10 protein-coding genes are annotated in these 18,442 nt (G+C 74.8%); 7 read left to right on the top strand and 3 right to left on the bottom strand.

Annotated elements, in window-relative coordinates:
- Positions 1-40: 40 nt before the first annotated feature.
- Positions 41-451 carry a CBS domain-containing protein gene (locus tag WMF31_RS37060; RefSeq protein WP_436606469.1) on the bottom strand — a complete coding sequence of 137 codons (411 nt, stop codon included), beginning with the start codon at positions 449-451 and terminating at the stop codon, positions 41-43.
- Positions 452-966: 515 nt separating this feature from the next.
- On the opposite strand from WMF31_RS37060, the gene gspC reads away from it, so the two are divergent.
- From gspC to WMF31_RS37030, 6 genes are all read left to right on the top strand, one after another.
- Positions 967-1,929, top strand: a complete 963-nt coding sequence (gene gspC, locus WMF31_RS37055; protein ID WP_436606468.1) for a type II secretion system protein GspC — start codon at positions 967-969, stop codon at positions 1,927-1,929.
- Between the two features lie 189 nt (positions 1,930-2,118).
- Entirely contained in the window at positions 2,119-4,392 is a 2,274-nt protein-coding gene (locus WMF31_RS37050) for a Kelch repeat-containing protein (protein ID WP_436606467.1), read from the top strand.
- A 22-nt stretch (positions 4,393-4,414) separates the two neighbouring features.
- Positions 4,415-8,518: a kelch repeat-containing protein gene (locus WMF31_RS37045; protein ID WP_436606466.1), complete on the top strand. Its 4,104-nt coding sequence runs from the start codon at positions 4,415-4,417 to the stop codon at positions 8,516-8,518.
- A gap of 145 nt (positions 8,519-8,663) precedes the next feature.
- Complete coding sequence (locus WMF31_RS37040; protein ID WP_436606465.1) at positions 8,664-10,289, top strand: protein kinase domain-containing protein; 1,626 nt, start codon at positions 8,664-8,666, stop codon at positions 10,287-10,289.
- A gap of 128 nt (positions 10,290-10,417) precedes the next feature.
- Positions 10,418-12,313 (top strand): vWA domain-containing protein, encoded by a 1,896-nt coding sequence (locus tag WMF31_RS37035; RefSeq protein ID WP_436606464.1) that lies wholly within the window; start codon positions 10,418-10,420, stop codon positions 12,311-12,313.
- Between the two features lie 61 nt (positions 12,314-12,374).
- Positions 12,375-13,217 carry a hypothetical protein gene (locus tag WMF31_RS37030; RefSeq protein WP_436606463.1) on the top strand — a complete coding sequence of 281 codons (843 nt, stop codon included), beginning with the start codon at positions 12,375-12,377 and terminating at the stop codon, positions 13,215-13,217.
- Positions 13,218-13,235: 18 nt separating this feature from the next.
- Here the strand turns inward: WMF31_RS37030 and WMF31_RS37025 are convergent, their stop codons facing one another.
- Positions 13,236-14,504 carry a CapA family protein gene (locus tag WMF31_RS37025; protein WP_436606462.1) on the bottom strand — a complete coding sequence of 423 codons (1,269 nt, stop codon included), beginning with the start codon at positions 14,502-14,504 and terminating at the stop codon, positions 13,236-13,238.
- Between the two features lie 185 nt (positions 14,505-14,689).
- Positions 14,690-16,318, bottom strand: a complete 1,629-nt coding sequence (locus WMF31_RS37020; protein WP_436606461.1) for a hypothetical protein — start codon at positions 16,316-16,318, stop codon at positions 14,690-14,692.
- Positions 16,319-17,043: 725 nt separating this feature from the next.
- Between WMF31_RS37020 and WMF31_RS37015 the strand changes: the two genes are divergently transcribed.
- Positions 17,044-18,423: a cytochrome P450 gene (locus WMF31_RS37015; protein ID WP_436606641.1), complete on the top strand. Its 1,380-nt coding sequence runs from the start codon at positions 17,044-17,046 to the stop codon at positions 18,421-18,423.
- Positions 18,424-18,442 lie beyond the last annotated feature (19 nt).

The following is an 18,442-nucleotide window of genomic DNA, read 5'->3' as shown; positions in this document are numbered from 1 at the left end:
GCCGCGGCGCGCGCGGCCCGGCGACCTCGACGCCTGCGCCTCAGGACCTCGGACGTGCTTCCAGGAGCTCGGCGAGGGCGCGCATGCCGTCGGTCGTGGTGAAGACGCCGACCACCTTGCCGTGCTCGATCACGATGGCTGAGCCGTACTTGTGCTCTGCCATCTCCCGCGAGACCTCGTCGAGCCGGGCGTCGGGCGAGATCGTGTAGACGACCGGGGTCATCGCCTCCTCCACGGCCACCTTCTCGGGATCGACGTCGCGGAGCGTCTCGATGAGGTGCAGATCGCGCTCGGAGATCACCCCGACCAGCGCGCCCCCGTCGAGCACCGGCAGATGGCGAATCCGGTGCTCGCGCATGACCTTGTGGGCGTGCGCGAGGCTCTGGGCGAGCCCGATCGTGTGCGGGCTCGCGGTCATGTAGCGCTTGACGGTGGGAATCGCCTTGGTCATCGGATGGGCCTCCTCCGCGGGAGCTAGCAAGACCGTGGCCAGGGCGATCTCCCGGCGCGGATCGCGGCCCGGCGAGCTCACGCGGGCGCGGATCGCGGCCCGGAGCGCTCACGCGGGCGCGGATCGCGGCCTCCGCAGGCGCGGACCGCGATCTCCCGGGGCGCGCAGCCCGTGCGCGGCAGCGCAATCGCCGCGGTCGTGGTCGTCGCTCCCCGTCCCGCCGGCGCCGACACCGGCGGCGGCGGGACGCGAAGCGGGGCCGACGTGGCCGATCCGGGGGACGGAGCGGCTCACGCCTGCGCGATCGGCCGGGGCGACCGTGCGGGACACCGGCCGCTGTCCGGGCCGGACGACGTCGTGGCGCGCCGCGATCGGACCTCCGCGGGCACGCTCGGTGCTCACCCAGCGCGGCGGCCCTGCCGGTGGCGAGGGCGTGCACTGCCGCGCTCCTCGCGGTCGCGAGAGATCCTCGCGCAGCGAGGCCCGGCGCGCTCCTGTCTGGAGGTGCGTTATCCATGAAGCTCGACGCGTTCATCAAGCGCGCATTCGTGATCATCCCGGGGAGCATGATCGCGGTCTCCGCGTATTTTCACGCCTCCGGGGTGTCTCCTCGGGTCGCCCACGAGGTGGCGCAGGACAGCGTGTCATCCGCCCACGAGGCGACAGCGCCCGTCGAGCCGCCGTCCTCCGACGATCGCGCGCCGAGCGCGGCGCCGAGCCTCGCGCGCGACCCGTTCGACCCGACGACCGGGCCGCTCGACGCAGGGCCGGATCGGGCTGCGGCCGGGCAGGCGGACCGCTCCTCCCTCGACCCGCGCCGTGCGCCTCCCTGCGACTCGGGCCGCGTCGTGCTGATCGCGGTGTCCGACGACCCGGACTGGTCGTTCGCGGCCATCGAGGCGGCCGATGGAACCACCACCCTCTGGCGGCGTGGCGGGAGGATCGACGGCCGGACGCTCGAGCAGATCGCCTGGGATCGGGTCGTTCTGACCTCGGGGGGCGCGCGCTGCCAGATGCTGCTCGGCGAGAGGGGCAGAGGCGGCGGCAAGGCCGCGCCGGAGCCGCAGCCCACGCCGGATCCGCCCCGCGCGACCCCGAGCCGCAGGCCCGGCAAGAGCCATGTCCCGCCGGAGATCGCCTCGAGCATCCAGCGGGTGAGCGATACCGAGATCGACATCGACCGGTCGGCCGCCGAGAAGATCTTCGCGAATCCCGAGCTCGTGACCCACACCTCGGCGGCGATCCCGGAGATGCGGGACGACCAGGTGGTGGGGCTGAAGATGCACATCAAGCCGGGCTCGGTGCTCGAGTCGTTCGGCCTGCAGACCGGAGATCTGGTGCGGTCGGTCAACGGCATCGATCTGACCAACCCGCAGAACGCCATGATGGCTTATTCGCGCATGCAATCCGACAGCAGCGTGTCCGTCGTCGTCGAGCGCGGCGGCCGCCCGATGCGGCTCAAGGTCAACCTCCGCTGAGGTGCGCCTCTCGGCCCTGGCCGCGGCGGCGCTCGGGGCCGGCGGAAGATCCGGAGAGGCGCGGCGAGGGGGCCGCGCCCCCGCGGGCGAGCACCTGTTTCACACGGCGAAAGGCGCCCGGGAGGCGGGGTGAGGTGACGCTGTGGCGCCCGGCGCAGGGCTGCTCTATGGGGTGGCGGGAGATCCTTGATGCCCACGCCATCCTGGAGACCACGGCGCGCGGCGCCGTTTTCCTGCCTCGCGGCGGCGCTGCTCCTCCCCGGCTGCGGGGCAGAGCACGAGGACAGCGCGGCCGCTGCGCTGCGGCTCCGCTTCCCGGATCATGCGGAGTCGGTGCTCGCGGCGCGCGAGGCGTTCGCCCCCGCGGCGGACGGGTTCCGGCTGCCCGCCTCGGCGCAGGGCGGGGCCTGGGTGGGCGCCGCGCGGCCCGAGGTGGCGCTGCCCCGCGAGGGCGGCGGGCCGATCCGGTTCCGCCGCCCGGACGGCGGCGAGATCCGGGTGCGGGAGCTCGGGGCCGAGGGCGAGGGGCGGATGGCCGAGCGCGCCGTGAGCTACCGGCGGGCGGGCGGGACGTCGTTCTGGACCGCGACCGACCACGGCGTGGAGGAGTGGCTGCTGCTCGGGGAAGGCGTCGCGCGCGGCGGCGAGGCGGCGGCGGCGTGGGAGGTGGAGGGCGCGACGCCGCGGCCGCGGGGCGCGGCGGTGGAGCTGCTCGACGAGGAGAGCGGGGCGCCGGTGCTGCGCGTGACGGCGCCGCGCGCGCACGCGGCCTCGGGGCGGCCCGTCGCCCCGGCGCTCCGCGTGCGCGGCGCGCGCATCGAGCTCGTGGTGGACGCGGGCGGCGAGGCGGTGCTCGTCGATCCCGCGTGGGAGCTGGCGGGCGCGATGGGCTCGGAGCGCCGCGATCACACCGCGACGCTGTTGCCGAGCGGCAAGGTCCTCGTGGCGGGCGGCGCGAACACGGTCCCCCTCGACACCGCGGAGCTGTACGACCCGGAGACCGATACGTGGACCCCGACCCAGGGGACGATGCATCTCGCGCGCCGCCAGCACACCGCGACGCGGCTGCCGGGGGGGCAGGTCCTGGTGCTGGGCGGTTACGGTGGAACCAGCGGAAGAAGCGATCTCTGGAGCGCTGAGCTGTACGACCCGGAGACCGACACGTGGACCCTGCTGGAGACCCGCCTGAAGCAGGCGCGTCACCAGCACACCGCGACGTTGCTGGAAAGCGGGCTGGTCCTCGTGGCGGGCGGCCGGGCGCAGGGCACCCCTCTCAAGAGCGCGGAGCTGTACAATCCGACAGGGGAGAGCACGCCCCCCACGCCCGACGTGCCCGCGATGGAGAATGACCGTTACCTGCACACGGCGACGCTGCTGGACAGCGGCAAGGTCCTCCTCGTGGGCGGCCTCGGGACGACCCGCGCCACCGGCGCGGCGCTGTACGATCCGGAGAGCAACACCTGGGCGCGCACGCCGCCGGGCGACACCGCGCGTGTCGATCACACGGCGACGCGGCTCGAGGACGGCAGGGTCCTGGTGGCGGGCGGATCGAGCGAGGAGGACAAGAGCAAGCTGCTCCGCGCGGCGCTGTACGATCCGGGAGCCAACGCCTGGACCGACGCGCCGTCGATGCGCGTCCGGCGCGTCGATCACGCCGCGGCACGGCTGCACGACGGCGCCGTCCTGGTGACGGGCGGCGACGATGAGATCGCGGCGTTCGAGGCGGAGCTGTACGACCCGGAGGCCAACACCTGGACCCCCGCGCCGCGGATGAGGTCCGGGCACCTGCAGCACACCGCGACCGTGCTCCTGGATCGTCGGGTGCTCGTGGCTGGCCCCGAGGTGCACTCCGAGGTGTATACGGGGGTCGGCGTCGCCTGCGCCTCGGATGCGGAGTGCGCGCTCGGCCTCTGCGTGGAGGGGGTCTGCTGCGAGTCGCGGTGCGCCGAGCCCTGCCGCACGTGCGCCCGGAGCGACGCTCCCGGCCGCTGCGTGCCCCAGCCGAAGGGCTCGGATCTGCGCGGGGATTGCGCGCGCGCGGGCTGTGACGGCGCGTGCGACGGGTTCGGGGCCTGCACCGCCGTGCGCCCGGGCGACGCGTGCAGCCCGGCCCGGTGCAGCGACGATGGGACGCAGCGCCTGGGGAGCCTCGTGTGCCCGGCCGCCGGGGCCGCCTGCCCCGATCCGGCCCGCGAGCCCAGGGCGCGTGTGGACTGCGCGCCCTACCGCTGCGACAGGGCCACCAGCGACTGCAAGGAGCGCTGCAGCTCGCTGCAGGACTGCGCGCCGGGGTTCGCTTGCGACCTGTCCGGCCGGTGCGTGTCGCCACCGCCCCGCGGGAAGGGCGGCTGCAGCCTCGCCGGTGCGGGCGCCGCGGGCCCGCTGGAGAGCGGCCTCGGCGCCGCGCTGCTCGCGCTGCTCGCGCTCGGGAAACGAAGGTCGCTGGCCCTTCGGTCGAGATGATCCGAGCGCCGGAGAACCCCTGATGTCCCTGCGTTGCTCGCACCCGCGCGCCCCGCTGCGCTCCAGAAGCCCGCTGCTCGCCCTCGCGCTCCTCGCCGGCTGCGGCGCGGAGCCGGCGCCCGGGTCGCCGGCCGCCCTGCGCGGCCTGTTCCCGGAGCAGGCCGCCGCGGTGCTCGCGGCGCGTGACGCGTTCGTCCGCGGGGCGGAGGGGTTTCACCTGGGTCCGGCGGTGGTGAGCGGGAGCGCCGGAGGGCTCCACGTGGTGCTCCCCCGCGAGGGCGGCGCGCCGATCCGCTTCCGCACGCCGGCGGGGGTCGAGGTGCGGGTGCGGGAGCTCGGCGCCGTGGGCGAGGGCGTGATGGCGGAGCGGGCGGTGAGCTACCGGCGCGCGGGCGGGACGTCGTTCTGGGCCGCGACCGACCGGGGCGTGGAGGAGTGGCTCCTGCTCGAGGAAGGGATCGCGCGCGGGGGCGAGGCGGTGGCGGCGTGGCACGTGGAGGGCGCGACGCTGCGGATGCGGGGGGAGGCGGTGGAGCTCGCGGACGCGCGGAGCGGGGCGCCGATGCTGCGCGTGACGGCGCCCCGCGCCCACGCGGCCTCGGGGCGGCCCGTGGCCATGACGCTCCGGGCGCGCGGCGCGCGGATCGAGCTCGTGGTCGATGCGGGCGGCGAGGCGGCGCTGGTCGATCCGGTGTGGGAGCCGGCGCGCGGGATGAATCTCCCGCGGACCTTGCACACCGCCACGCTCCTTCGCCCGAGCGGTCAGGTCCTCGTGGCGGGCGGTAGCTACAAAGTGCTCGGCTTCGGCTCCCTGGTCCAGCCCGTCAAGCGAGCGGAGCTGTACGACCCGGTCATGGACGCGTGGACCGACACGGGCGCGATGATTCACGATCGCCGTGGTCACACCGCGACGCTGCTCCCGAACGGGAAGGTGCTCGTGGCCGGGGGAGAGAGCCTGACACAGGCAGAGAGGTACTCGCCCAGCGCGGAGCTGTACGATCCGGTCCTGGGCACGTGGACCCTCACGGACTGCGAGATGGGGACCGGGCGCTATCTCCACACCGCGACGCTGCTGGACAGCGGCAAGGTCCTGGTGACGGGCGGATACGGGAAGGACGGCTATCTCGTCAGCGCGGAGCTGTACGACCCGGAGGAGGACACGTGGACGCGCGTGCGGTCCATGCATCAGGGGCGCGACAACCATACCGCGACGCTGTTGCTGAACGGCCGGGTCCTCGTGGCGGGCGGCGAGAAGTCGGATTCGGCCACCCACGACACCGCGGAGCTGTACGACCCGGAGGAGGACACGTGGACGCGCGTGCGGCCCATGAACGTCCCCCGCCAGTATCACACCGCGACGCTCCTCTTGAGCGGCAAGGTCCTCGTGGCGGGCGGAACCGATCTCGACTACGGCGATCTCGGCAGCGCGGAGCTGTACGATCCGGAAGAGGACTTGTGGACCCGCTTCGAGCACGAGCGCTACCTGCTGGAGCCGCGCACCGTGCACGCCGCGGCGCGGTTGCCGGACGGTCAGGTCCTCCTGATGGGTGGAAAGAACGAGGGCGATGTGCTCGCCAGCGCGGCGCGGTACGACCCGGAGAGCGGCACGTGGACCGGCGCGGCGCCGCTGGCGCGCCCGCGGGCTTTCCACACGGCGACGCTCCTCCCGAGCGGCGAGATCCTGGTGGCGGGAGGCCTGGAGGACGAGTCGGAGACGGGGCTCTTGCTCGCCACGCACAGCGAACGGTACGGGCTCGTCCTGGGCGACGCGTGCGCCGTCGCGCCCGACGTCGGCTCCGGCTGCCGCGCCGGCGCCTCCTGCGTCGACGGCATCTGCTGCGACTCGCCCTGTCCCTGCGGGGCGTGCAGCCCCGAGGGGCATTGCAGCGTCGAAGGCAGCCCGGCGAAGATCGACGAGGTGTGCGAGCCGCCGGTGTGCGACGGCGAGACGCACAGCCTCGGGCCGGCGCGGTGCTCCGCGGCGTCCGCCGCGTGCCCGGTGCCGGAGCGCGTCGACTGCATCACGTACCGCTGCGACCAGGACAGCGGCGCCTGCAAGACGAGCTGCGCCTCGATCGACGACTGCGCGCCGGGCTTCGTCTGCAACCTGCAGGGCCACTGCGTCTTGCCCCCGCCCGCGCCGGGCGCGTCGGGCGGCTGCAGCGCCGCGCCGGCGCGGCCAGCCCCCGGCCGGGCGTGGGCTCCCCTCGCGCTGCTGCTCGCGCTCGGCGGCGCGCGCAGGCGGCGCGCGCAGGCGGCGCGCGGGCGGCGCGCGTCCATCGCTGCGCTCTGCGCGCTCGCCGTCGCGGTCGCCGGCGAGGCCGTCGCGGCCGCCCAGCCGGCCGCCCCCGAGCCATCGCCCGCGTCGTCCGCCGCCGCGCCGCCGCCGTCGTCGTCCGCCGCGCCGTCGTCCGCTGCCGCGGCGCCGCCGTCGTCCGCCGCGCCGTCGTCCGCCGCGCCGCCTCCGGACGCCGCCGAGCGTCCGCCGGCCGAGGATCCCATCGCCGGGGCGCGCGCTCACTTCGAGCGCGGCGTCGCGCTGTACCGCCAGGGCGCGTGGGAGGCGGCGCTCGCCGAGTTCCTCGCGTCGCGGCAGCTCTACCCGACCTGGAGCGCCACATCGAGCGCGGCGCTCTGCCTCCAGCAGCTCCGGCGTTACGACGAGGCGCTCGCGCTCTTCGAGACGCTGCTCAACGACTTCTCCGAGCGGCTGCCCCAGGACACCAGGACCGCCGCGCAGGAGGCGATCGTGAGGCTGCGCGGGCTCATCGGGACCATCGATATCACGGGCGCCGAGATCGGCGCCTCGATCACGATCGACGGCCGGCGCCGCGGCGATTACCCCATGCCCGCCCCGCTGCGCGTCGGCGCCGGCAGCCACGTGGTCCGCGTCTACAAGGAGGGGTTCGAGCCGTTCGAGATGCGCGTCGACGTCGCCGGAGGCCAGGTCGTCCGCATCCTGTCGCGCCTCCACAAGCTGGTGGAGTCGGGGCGCCTGCGCGTCGCCGAGCAGAACGGCAAGGTGCTCGACGTGCTCGTCGACGGGTACACCGTCGGCAAGACGCCCTGGGAAGGGCCGATCTCCCCGGGCCAGCACACGGTCGCGCTGCGCGGTCCGGGCGAGCTCGGCACCATGCCGGCCTCCGTGCTGATCCGGCGCAAGCAGACGACGCCGCTCACCCTCCGCGCCGAGGAGCTCACGGCGTCGCTCCGGATCGTGCCTACGCCGGTGTGCGCGAGCGTCACCATCGACGGCGTGACGCTCGGGAGCGGGATCTGGGAGGGGGACCTCAGCCCCGGACGCCACCGGATCGAGGTCGCCGCCGGCGGCTTCGTCACCGCCCGGCGCGAGGTGATCCTCGCCCGCGACCGGCGCGCGGTCCTCCCCGTCGCGCTGGAGCGCGTGGTGCTCGGCGCCCCGCCCGGGCGCTTCCTCGTCGAGCTCACCGCCGCCCCGGCGTTCGTGCCGAGCCTCGGCGGCGGCGCGGCGGGCCAGTGCGGCGGCGCCTGCTCGCTGGACGTCGGCGTCGGCGGCCTCGGCGTGGTCCACGCGGGCTACGAGCTCTGGTCCGGCCTCGGCTTCGGCGTCACGACCGGCTACCTCCAGGTGCAGCAGGCCGTGGCCGCGCGGAGCACGTCGCTGCAGATCCGGGATCCCCTGCCGGAGAGCACCGGCACCGCCGACGACGCGCTCGCGCTCCGCGGCTTCCTGGCGGGCGGCTGGTCCGGCCTGTCGTTCGGCGAACGCGTCCGGCTCTCGATGCGGCTCGGCGCCGGCGCCCTGTTCGCCGCGGTGAGCGACGAGCGCAGCGGCACCTTCACGTCGGGCAGCGGCGTGGAGTTCCGGGTCGACCGGACGTCGGCGCAGGGCTCCGCCAGCTTCTTCGTCATGACGCCCGAGGTGCGCGCGGGGCTGCGCTTCGGCGACCACCTCGACGTGACCGCCGGCCTCGCGGCGGCGGTCCTGATCCGGCTCACCACGCCGGTGTGGTCCAACGCGCCCGGAGGGGTCTACGGCCGGATCGACGCCGAGCGGGGCTACTTCGGCGCGTTCGACCCCGATCCCCTCGTCGGCGAGGTGACGGTCGCGCTCGCACCCGGTGTCGGAGCCCGCTACACATTCTGACCTGCGCGACCGCGGTGATCTCGCCGCGGTCCAAGGCGCACCGGAGCGCAGGAATCCAACCGACGAGAACGGTTGCCAAGGGCATCGGGCCCAGCCAGCATCCGATTGAGACCACGCCTACGACTTCATAGAGTAAACCCCTCTCGTGGACGGCAAGACCTTGAGCGGCAGGTACACGCTGGGCCGACTGCTCGGCAAGGGAGGCATGGGCGCCGTCCATGAAGCCGACGACATGGAGCTGAGGCGCCGTGTCGCCGTGAAGATCATGAACCCCGAGGTCTCGCACAGCAGGTCCGCGATGGCGCGGTTCGAGCGCGAGGCGCGGGCCGCGAGCGCCATTCACACCGAGCACATCGTGCGCGTGCTCGACACCGGCGTGGACGACGAGACGAGATCGCCGTTCATGGTCATGGAGTACCTGCGCGGCGAGGATCTCGCGCAGCTCCAGCGCCGCCTCGGCGTGCTGCCCCCGGGGCTCGCGCTCCGGATCGTGGCCCAGGCCTGCGTCGGCCTGCAGAAGGCGCACGACGCCGGCGTCCTGCACCGGGATATCAAGCCCGCCAACCTGTTCCTCGCCCGGCGCGAGGACGGCGGCGGGCTCGTGCTCAAGCTGCTCGACTTCGGCATCGCCAAGATCAAGCCGTCCCACGATCCCCGGCGAGACACGACGGGTCTGACCCGGTCCGGGAGCATGCTGGGGACGCCCCGCTACATGTCGCCGGAGCAGGCGCGGGCCATCAAGGAGATCGATCATCGGACCGACATCTGGTCGCTCGGGGTCGTGCTCTATCACGCGCTCGCCGGGCGCACCCCGACCGAGCACGTCGAGGCGTTCGGCGACCTCATCGCCACCCTGGTCGCCGACCTGCCCGCGCCCGTCCAGGAGTTCGCGCCGTGGGTCGCGCCCGAGGTCGCCGCGATCGTCGACGGCGCGCTCCAGTACCAGCCGGCCGACCGGTACCCGAGCGCCTCGGCGATGCTCGACGCGATCAGGCCGCTGCTCGGCGACGACCCGCTGCTCCTGGAGGAGCGCATGCTCGTCCCGCTGGACGCGTCGGAGCGCCTCCTCGTCGCGCCGCGGCTCGAGCCCCGGGCGGCGCAGCGATTGCGCCGGCGGCCCTCCTTCTATTCCGGCAGCGCGGATCGGTGGAAGGACCAGCCGACCGAGGGCGCGACGACGTCCTCGCTCGAGGCGACGCTCAGCCAGGACTACGGCGTCCAGGAGCGGCCGGCGAGCCAGGCGCCGCCCTCGCCGCGCCGGATCTCGAGGAAGGTGCCGCTGGCGATCGGCGTGTTGCTCGCCGCGAGCGTGGGCGGGCTCGTGATGATCCGGCCGGCCGCCAGGCCCCGCGAGGCGCTGACCGGCATGCACCTCGCGCTCCGTGAGCTCCCGCGGATCCCGCCCGCCCCGAGCCCGGCGCCCGCGCCGGAGCCTCCCCCGGCGCCCGTGCGTCGGGTCGAGCTCGCGATCGCTCCCCGGGACGCCTCGGTGGAGATCGACGGGGCGCCCGCGGCGCTGAAGGACGGGGTGGTCGAGCTCGTCGGTCCCCTCGGGACATCCCAGGAGGTGCGTGTCGTCAGGGGCAGCGCGTCGATCGCGCGGCGGGTCTACATCACCGAGGAGGGCGCGCTCCCGGCGAAGCTGGAGCTGCCATCGCTCCGGGCCGCGGGGTTCACCAGGAAGCCTCGGCCCGCGACGACGGCGAGCGCAGCCCCGCTCGCCGAGCCCACGGGCACGAGCAATCCGCTCATGCCGCCCAGCTTTCAGTAAGCCGGGCGGGGCGCGCAGCAGCCGGGCGGGGCGCGGCCGACGTCGTCTCGGGACACGAAGCGGTAGAACGGACGCGGCGCTGGCCCGTCTGACCGGGCGCCCGCCGGACCGCGGGCAGGGAGCAGGCAATGGGCGAACTCGGAACGGTGTGGTCGAAGCGAGCGCTCCTCGGCGGCGCGCTCGCGCTGGGTCTCTCGGTGGCGGGTCTCGCATGCGACAGGGCGCTGGAGGGCGCCGCTGCCCCGGCGCCCCCGCTTGTCTCGATGCCGGCGCAGGCCAGCGCCGCGAGCGAGGCGAGGCGCGAGGGCCCTCGGCCGCTGGACGCCGAGGCGCAGGCGCTCCCGGCGCCGCGCGCGGGCGCAGCGCCCGCCGCGCGCGCCGGGGGCGTCACGGCCTCGAAGGGCCTCTCCGACCTCGGCCGCGGCAGAGCGCCGGGGCAGGTGGCCGCCCCCCCCGCCGCGACGGCGTCGCGCGAGGGCGCGATGTGGGGCGGACCCGCGGCCGCGGCCCCCGTCGAGGCGGCGATCGACCCGAACGGCCGCTTCGCCACCACCTACCGCCCGGGCGGCGGCCACCTCGCGGCGTTCGAGTCCGCCGTCGCGCGCGGCATCATCCCGCCGGCCGAGCGAGAGCTCGTCAGCGACGTCGGCGCCCGCTACGCGCCCGCGCTCGACGCGCCGAAGGGCGCGACGCTCGCCCTGCGCACCGACCTCGAGCGCGCGAGGGTCCCGCCCGGCGGCGGCCCGGTGCACGTGCGCGTCGCGCTCCGCTCCACGGCGCAGGCGCCCGCGGCGCGGCCGCACCTGTCGGTGCACCTCGTGCTGGACGTGAGCGGCTCGATGCAGGGCGAGCCGATCGCCCGGGCGCGCGAGGCGGCGCGGGCCCTCGTCGACCGGCTCGACGCGGGCGACGACTTCTCGCTGATCACCTTCTCGAGCGACGCCCAGGTCTTGATCCCCGACGGGCCCGTCGGCGCGCGGCGCGCGATGATCAAGGCGGCCATCGACGGCATCGCCGCGGCCGGCGGCACCAACATCGGCCGCGGCCTCGAGCTCGGCTACGCGGAGGCGAGCCGGCCGGGCATCCCGGAGGGGGCCGTGAAGGTCGTGCTGCTGCTCTCCGACGGGCGCGCGAACGCCGGGATCACGCGCTCGGAGCGGCTCTCGCGGCTCGCGCTCGACGCCTTCCAGGGCGGCGTCCAGACGAGCACCTTCGGGCTGGGCGCCGACTACGACGGCGCGCTGATGAGCGCCGTCGCGGGCGACGGGGCCGGCGGATACTACTACCTGCGCGACCCCGACCAGATCGCCCCGGCCCTCGCGACGGAGCTCGACAGGCGGCTCGATCCGGTCGCGACCGCGGTCGAGCTCCGGGTGCGGCTCCGGCCCGACGTGGAGCTGCTCCACGTCTACGGGTCGCGCCGGCTGAGCGAGGCGGAGGCGGCGCGCGCGCGGGCGATCGAGGTCGCGGCGGACGCCCAGGCCGAGGCGCGCGACCGCATCGCGAGGGACCGGCGGGACGACGCCGAGGGCGGGATGCGGTTCCTCATCCCGGCGTTCGCGCGCGACGACAGCCACGCGCTGCTCCTCGAGCTCGGCCTGCCCGCGGGCGTGGAGGCGCGGACCGTCGCGTCGATCGAGCTCAAGTACAAGGACCGCGTCGCCCGGAAGAACGTCGTCGAGGAGACGCCGCTCCGGGTCGCGTACGCGGCCGGCGACGCCGACAGCGCCGCGAGCGCCGACCCGTCCGTGGCCCGCACGATCCAGGGCTTCGCCGCGGGCGAGACGCTGGCCGAGGCCGCGCGGCAGATCGCGATCGGCGATCGCGCCCGCGCCGCCGCGCTGCTCTCCGAGCGCGAGGGCATCCTGCGGGCCGCGGCCGGCGCGCTCGACGAGCCGCTCTTCCTCACGGACGCCGATCGCCTCGCGCGCCTCCGCGGCCACACGGGCGCCGCGGGCGGCCTCGGCGACCCGCTCGTGCTCGCGATGCTGCTCGAGACCGCCTCGCGCGCGCACCTCCGCTGAGGCCCGGGGCGCGAGGCCACGACAGCGGGCGAGCTACCGGCGGACCGAGCGAGGCGCGACCATGACCCGATCCTTCCCTCTCCGGCGCGACCAGGCGGCGCAGCACGTCGATGTCCCGCCCGGCGGCGAGATCGTCCTCCGGGGCAAGCTCGTCTGCTCGACCGACGGCTCGATCGTCGACGCGGCGACGACGACCTGGCCCGCCGGGGCGCCCGGCGGCGCCTCGGTCGACAGCGGCGGGCTGGTCGACTTCGCGCAGGGCGGCTTCCATGTGACGCGCCGCGATCCGGAGGCCCACGAGGTCCACGCCGTCGCGACCGGCGGCCCGGCGCCCGCGTGCGCGCTCGCCGGCGTCGAGGCCCCCTGCCTGCCGCTGCGGCTGCTCCCGCTCGCGCGGACGCGGCTCCAGACGGCGCAGGAGCTGAGCGGCTGCCTGAAGGGGGGCATCACCGTCGAGGTGCCGAGCGCCGTCGTCCCGCCCGTCCCGCCCGGCGCCGCGCCTTACGCGCAGGGCGCCGCGGTCCTGCTCGGCGTCGGCGCGCTCGCCGCGATCGGGTGGGCGGCGCAGCGGCGGCGCGCGCGCTCGCCGTCCGGCCAGCTCATCGCGCTCGCGCGCCGCGCGCGGGCCAAGCTGGAGCGCGCCGACCCCGTCGTGGCCGCGCCGCTCGCGCCGGCCGTGGAGGCCGCGCTGGGCGCCTTGAAGCAGCGGCGCGTGGACGCCGCCTCGGCCGAGGGCCGGCGGGTCGCGGAGGTGCTCCGGCGCGTCGAGGTGCGCCTCGACGCCTCGGTCGCGGAGGCGCGCGCCGACCGCGAGCAGCAGATCGCGGACGAGCTCGTCCGCGAGGTCGAGAGCGCGCTCGAGGCGGTCGACGAGGTGGCCGCGGCCCGCCGCGATCGCCGCTGAGCGGCCGCCGGCGGCCGCTCAGCGGCTCGCGCGGGCGAGCTCCGGCGGCGGGGCGGGGGAGGGCTTCGCGGGGCTCTCGAGCGGCGCGCACCCGTCGGCGGCGAAGGGGCCGATCGCCGGCTCGGCCGTGACGAACGCCGAGACGTGGCGCATCCGCTCGAGGAAGGCCGCCTCGGTCTCGGCGCGCCGCGGGTCGGCCGCGAGCGGCACGGCGCCGAGCCCCTCGCGGCGCACGGGGCAGATCTCCGCGACGGGCGGCGCGCCCCGCGAGAGGCGCAGGCGCGCCAGCATCCCGAGCTCGGCGGCCGGCCCCGTCCTCTTCACCTTCATGATGAAGTTGCCGAGGCTGTAGAAGATGGGCCGGCCGCGCCGCATCTCGATGCCCTGGAGCACGTGCGGGTGATGGCCGAGGAAGGCGTCGGCGCCGGCGTCGATGGCGGCGAGGGCGACCCGGCGGGCCTGCGGCAGCGGGGCGTCCAGGTACTCGGTGCCGCCGTGGTAGCTCACGACGACCGCGTCGATGCCCGGCTGCTTGCGCGCGGCGCGCACGGCGGCCGCGACCCCGTACGCGTCCGCGGCCGCGACGAACTCGCGCGCCGGGTGCTGCCAGAGCGAGCCCTGGTTCCAGATGGCGGTCACGGCCAGCACCGCGAGCCGGAAGCCGCGGTGCTCGACGACGGCCGGCGCGTACGCCTCCCGCCGCGTCCGGCCGGCGCCCGCGTAGGCGACGCCGACGCGCTCCAGGTGGCCGAACGTCTCGAAGAGCGCGGGCTTGCCGTAGTCCCACATGTGGTTGTTCGCGAGCGACACCACGCTGATGCCGGCGCGCGCGAGCGCGTCCGCGCCGACCGGCGGGCCCGTGAACACGAGCGGCTGGCGCGGGTGCAGGGTCTCGCCGCCCTGGTCGCTGAGCTGGTTCTCGAGGTTGACGAAGCGCACGTCCGCGGAGGCGAGCAGCGCCGCGACGGGGGCGAACGGGTCGTGCGTCGGGTCGCGGAGCAGCTCCTGGCCGAGCGCCTTGCCGAGGCACACGTCGCCGCCCGCGAGGAGCGTGATCGCGCCGGCGGGGGCGCTGTCGGCGGGGGCGCCGCCGGTAGCGGCGGGGATGCTGTCTGCGGCGGCGGGGGCACGCTCGGCGGTCGCCGGGGCGTTCCGCGGCGAGGGGGCGCGTGCGGCCGGCGCGACGGCGGGAGGTGGGGCGAGCCCTGCGCCCGCGTCCGCGGGGCGCTCGCAGCCGGTCGGCGCGGCCGCGGCGCACAGCGCGAAGAGGAGGAAGGAAGGGCGCATCGAGCGGCTTCTCGACGCGCATTATCCACGGCGACCTGGTCGCGCCCAAGCGTCCCGAGCGTGCCGGCCGCTCGGAGGGCAGGGCGGCGCGCGCCTCCCCGCACGAAAGAGGGCGCCAGGAGACGTTCGTCCCCTGGCGCCGTGGTGTCCGATCTGCGCGACCCGCGCCGGCCGCGGACCGGGCGTTACGCGTGCTTCGTCGGGCGGCTCACGTTCGGCGTCGTGTCGAGCAGGAGCGGGCTCGGGCGCTCCGTGCGCTTCGGGCGCCCGATGCGCGCGCCCGCGTCGGTCCCGATGCCGAACTTGTTCGACGTGGCGACCTCGAGGGACAGCGTGAGCTGCTCGTCGAGCGCCTGGAAGATGGTCTCGATCATGCCGATGGCGATGTCCCGCTCCTCGACGGTGATGCGCTCGCTCGTGATGATCGCCCTCGACTCGGCGCGGTGCTCCCGGACCGGGTGCGCGACCTCGTGGCGGTCGCCGAGGTAATCGAGCCGGATCCCCTTCTGCCGCTCCACCACGTGGGCGAGGTCCTTCACGTTCTCGAAGAACGCGTGCCCGCTCGCCTCCATGGCCTCGAGGAACCAGTAGCGCAGCGCCGGCTTGGGGTTGCCCATCGCGAGCTTGACGAACGTGCACATGTTCCGCCGGTGGACGTCCACGTCGCGATCGAGGAAGCAGAACTTCAGCGTCTCCCTGGCCTGCCAGCCGAGCGCCTCGTCCATCCCGAGGGCGATCCAGTCGTTCAAGAACAGCCCGTTGTGCGTCTCCAGATCATCGCACCACCGGTTGATCAGCGCCTCCTGCGGCGTGGTGACGGTCCTGTAGCGGACCGCGTACCGGTTGAGCTCCCGGTAGCCCATGACGTCCCCGATCCACATCGGGATGAACCGCTGCAGCTTGTGCTCCGGGCTGATGTCCGACACCTCGCGCAGCCACGTGTAGAAGGGGTGCCGCGCCGCCTGCGCCTTCTTCTCGAGGAGGATGCTGTGGACGTCCTTGTGATAGAGCGCCACCGGCTCCTCCCGCTCGATCTCGAGGGCCGGCGCGCCCTCCGCCGCCTGCTGGGGCCGGCGCGACGGCGGCGCGACGTCCGGGCGGCGCGGCGACACGCCTCGGTTGACGTACGACTCCGAGTACCGCAGAAAGCAGGTGAACATCTCGGTGAAGATGTCGAACATCCGGTTGGCGAGCTCCACGGCCAGCGGCCTCTGCCGGGCGTCGAGCTCCTGATGATCGAAGACGCCGGGCGACTCGAGGACGTGACCGGGCTCCCGATCCAGGTGGTGGCTGCCGAAGTAGCGGTGCCGGATCCCCGTCTTCTGCTCGAGCGCGCTCGCGACCTCCGAGATCTTCAAGAAGAAGGCGTTGCCGCACGCCTCCGCGGACTCGGAGTGCGCGAAGCGGATCAAGGGGTCTCCCCCGTCCTCGACGGTCATCCTGGCGAAGTCCATGACGAAGCGCCGGAACGGCTCGGTCTCGTCGGCGAGGAACACCCACCACAGCGTGTCGCTGGCGCGCCAGCCGAGGTGCTCGTCGAGGCCGAGCGTCTTCCAGTTCTCCAGGAAGAGCGCGGAGTGGGTCTCGTCCTCCAGCGTGTTCCCGTTGATGACCGCCTCGAGCTCGTTGAGGGGCCTCGGATACCGGATGAACCACTTGTTCGCGTCGCGGAAGTTCATCACGAAGACCGACATGATGGGCGCCATGAGGAGCCGCTCCTCGAGCGGCACCGCGTCGGAGTGCGCCCAGTCGAAGAACGGGTGCGAGAGGAGCCGCTCTTTCCGCTGCGCCTTGAGGTCCAGTACCTCTCTCATCACTTGCCTCCCCGGATGCGCCGCTCGGGCGCGATCGAACCACGGATCTCGAATGCGATGGTCTTGTTCACGTGTCTCCTGTCGAGAGACGGGGCCGCGGATCGGGGGATCGCTCTGGTCGTGCAGGAGCGGGCCCTCTCCGCGGCTCGTCTCACGGATGCGCTGCTTTGTTCCTCGGGTGCTGCTCCAAGCCGCAGTTGCGCTGCTTGAACGACGGGTGGCGGCTCTCCGGCTTCTGCTGCCGCGCCTCAGCCCCTCGCGAGGGCTGCGGCGTCGCCGCCACGCCAGGGCCCATTGCACCCCCCGTACCAGGCCGCGGGACCCCGGAGACCGCCGCGGTGGCGCGGGTAGAGCGCGGGGCGCGCGCCGCGGCGCCTGCTGGCCCTCCTGGATGGCTTGCCCGATCACGCAATCCGTTGCCCTGTCGTGCAAGGCCTCCCCGCCGGGGCCACGCCTGCTCGCCCGGTGACGGCGGGCGGCGGCCTCACCCCGGCGCGAGGCGGCCGCGCGGCGCGCCCGAGGACGGGCCCCGAAACGAGGGGCCATATCGTCATCGTCATGCGCACGATCACGATCACGCGCGCGCTGGGCGAGCGCGCTCGTGGCACGTGCCTTGATTGCCTGCATCCCGCAGGGCGCACGCGCGGACGGCGTGCCGCCTGTCTGGTACCGGGGCCCGGGCGGTGAGGAGCGAGCGCTCCGCCGTGCTCATCGCGGCCCCGGCGATGCACGGGAGACATTCATTCATGGATCGATTGCCGCCGGGACCGAAGCGACTGGGTCCCATCGAATCGCTGCAGGTAGGAGCCATCACCTCCGTATCCAAGTTGAGGCAGCTCGCCGCGCGCTACGGAGACACCTTCCGGCTCCCGTTCCGGCGACAGGCCGTCACGTTCACGGGAGACCCGGAGGCGCTCCGGGCGATCTACACCGCGCCGCCCGATTGCTTCGACGTGTGGGGCGTGAGCACCTCGGCGCCGGTGTTCGGCTCGCGGTCGCTCGTCGTCGTCACGGGGGAGCACCACCGGCGCGCCCGGAAGCTGCTCTCTCCGCACTTCTCCGCGGCGTCGCTGCGCGCCTTCGCGGGCGTCATCGCCGAGACGGCGGAGGCCGCCGCGCGGCGCTGGGTCCCGGGACAGCCGTTCTCGATGGTGGAGACGACGCGGGCGATCTCGCTGGACATCATGCTGCACGTCGTCTTCGGCGTGCGCGGGGACGAGCGCGTCCAGAGGGCCCGGGCCGCGGTGATCGAGCTCGTCGCGTCGGTCCGGCCCATCTTCATTCTCCTGCCGTGGCTGCGCCGCGAGCTGGGCGGCCTCGGGCCCTGGGCGCGGAGCCAGCGGGCGGAGCGCGCGCTGAACGCGATCCTCCTGGAGGAGATCCACGCGCGGCGCGAAGGGGGCGTCCAGGGCAAGGACCTCCTCACCGCGATGCTGTCCGCGCGGTACGACGACGGCGGCGGCATGGAGGACGCGGAGATCCTCGAGCAACTCCGGGGGCTCCTCTTCGCCGGCCACGACTCGACGGCGCTGGTGCTCGCGTGGGCGTTCGTCTGGCTGCAGCGCGAGCCGCGCGTCCTCGAGCGCGTCCTCGACGAGATCGAGGGCCTCGGTCCGGCGCCGAGCCCGGAAGCGTTCGACACGCTCCCTTACCTCGGGGCGGTCTGCCAGGAGGTGCTCCGGCTCTACCCGCCCGTGGTCGACGTGGCGCGTGTCGCGCGCCGGCCGTTCGACCTCGGGGAGTATACGATCCCCGTGGGGGAGGCCGTCCGCCCGACGATGACGATCCTCCACGCGCGGCCGGATCTCTACCCCGAGCCCGATCGGTTCCTCCCCGAGCGCTTCTTCGGGCGCCAGTTCTCTCCGTTCGAGTACATCCCGTTCGGCGGCGGCGCCCGGCGGTGCCTCGGGGCGGCGTTCGCGTTGCTGGAGATGAAGGTCGTGCTCGGCACGCTGCTCCGGGGCCATCGCCTGCGCCTCCTGCGGCCGGAGCGCGTCCAGCCGGTGCGGGTAGGGTTCACGATGGGGCCGAGCGGGGACGTGCGGACGATCCTCGAGGCCAGGCGCGTCGTGGACGACCACGGCCGCGTCTTCACCTGGGCGTGAGGGTGACCCCGAGGGTGGC

Source organism: Sorangium sp. So ce1036, assembly GCF_051369805.1.
Taxonomy (GTDB): Bacteria; Myxococcota_A; Polyangia; order Polyangiales; family Polyangiaceae; genus Sorangium; species Sorangium cellulosum_F.
Note: the sequence above shows the minus strand (reverse complement) of the source record. Positions and strands in the feature narration are given on the sequence as shown.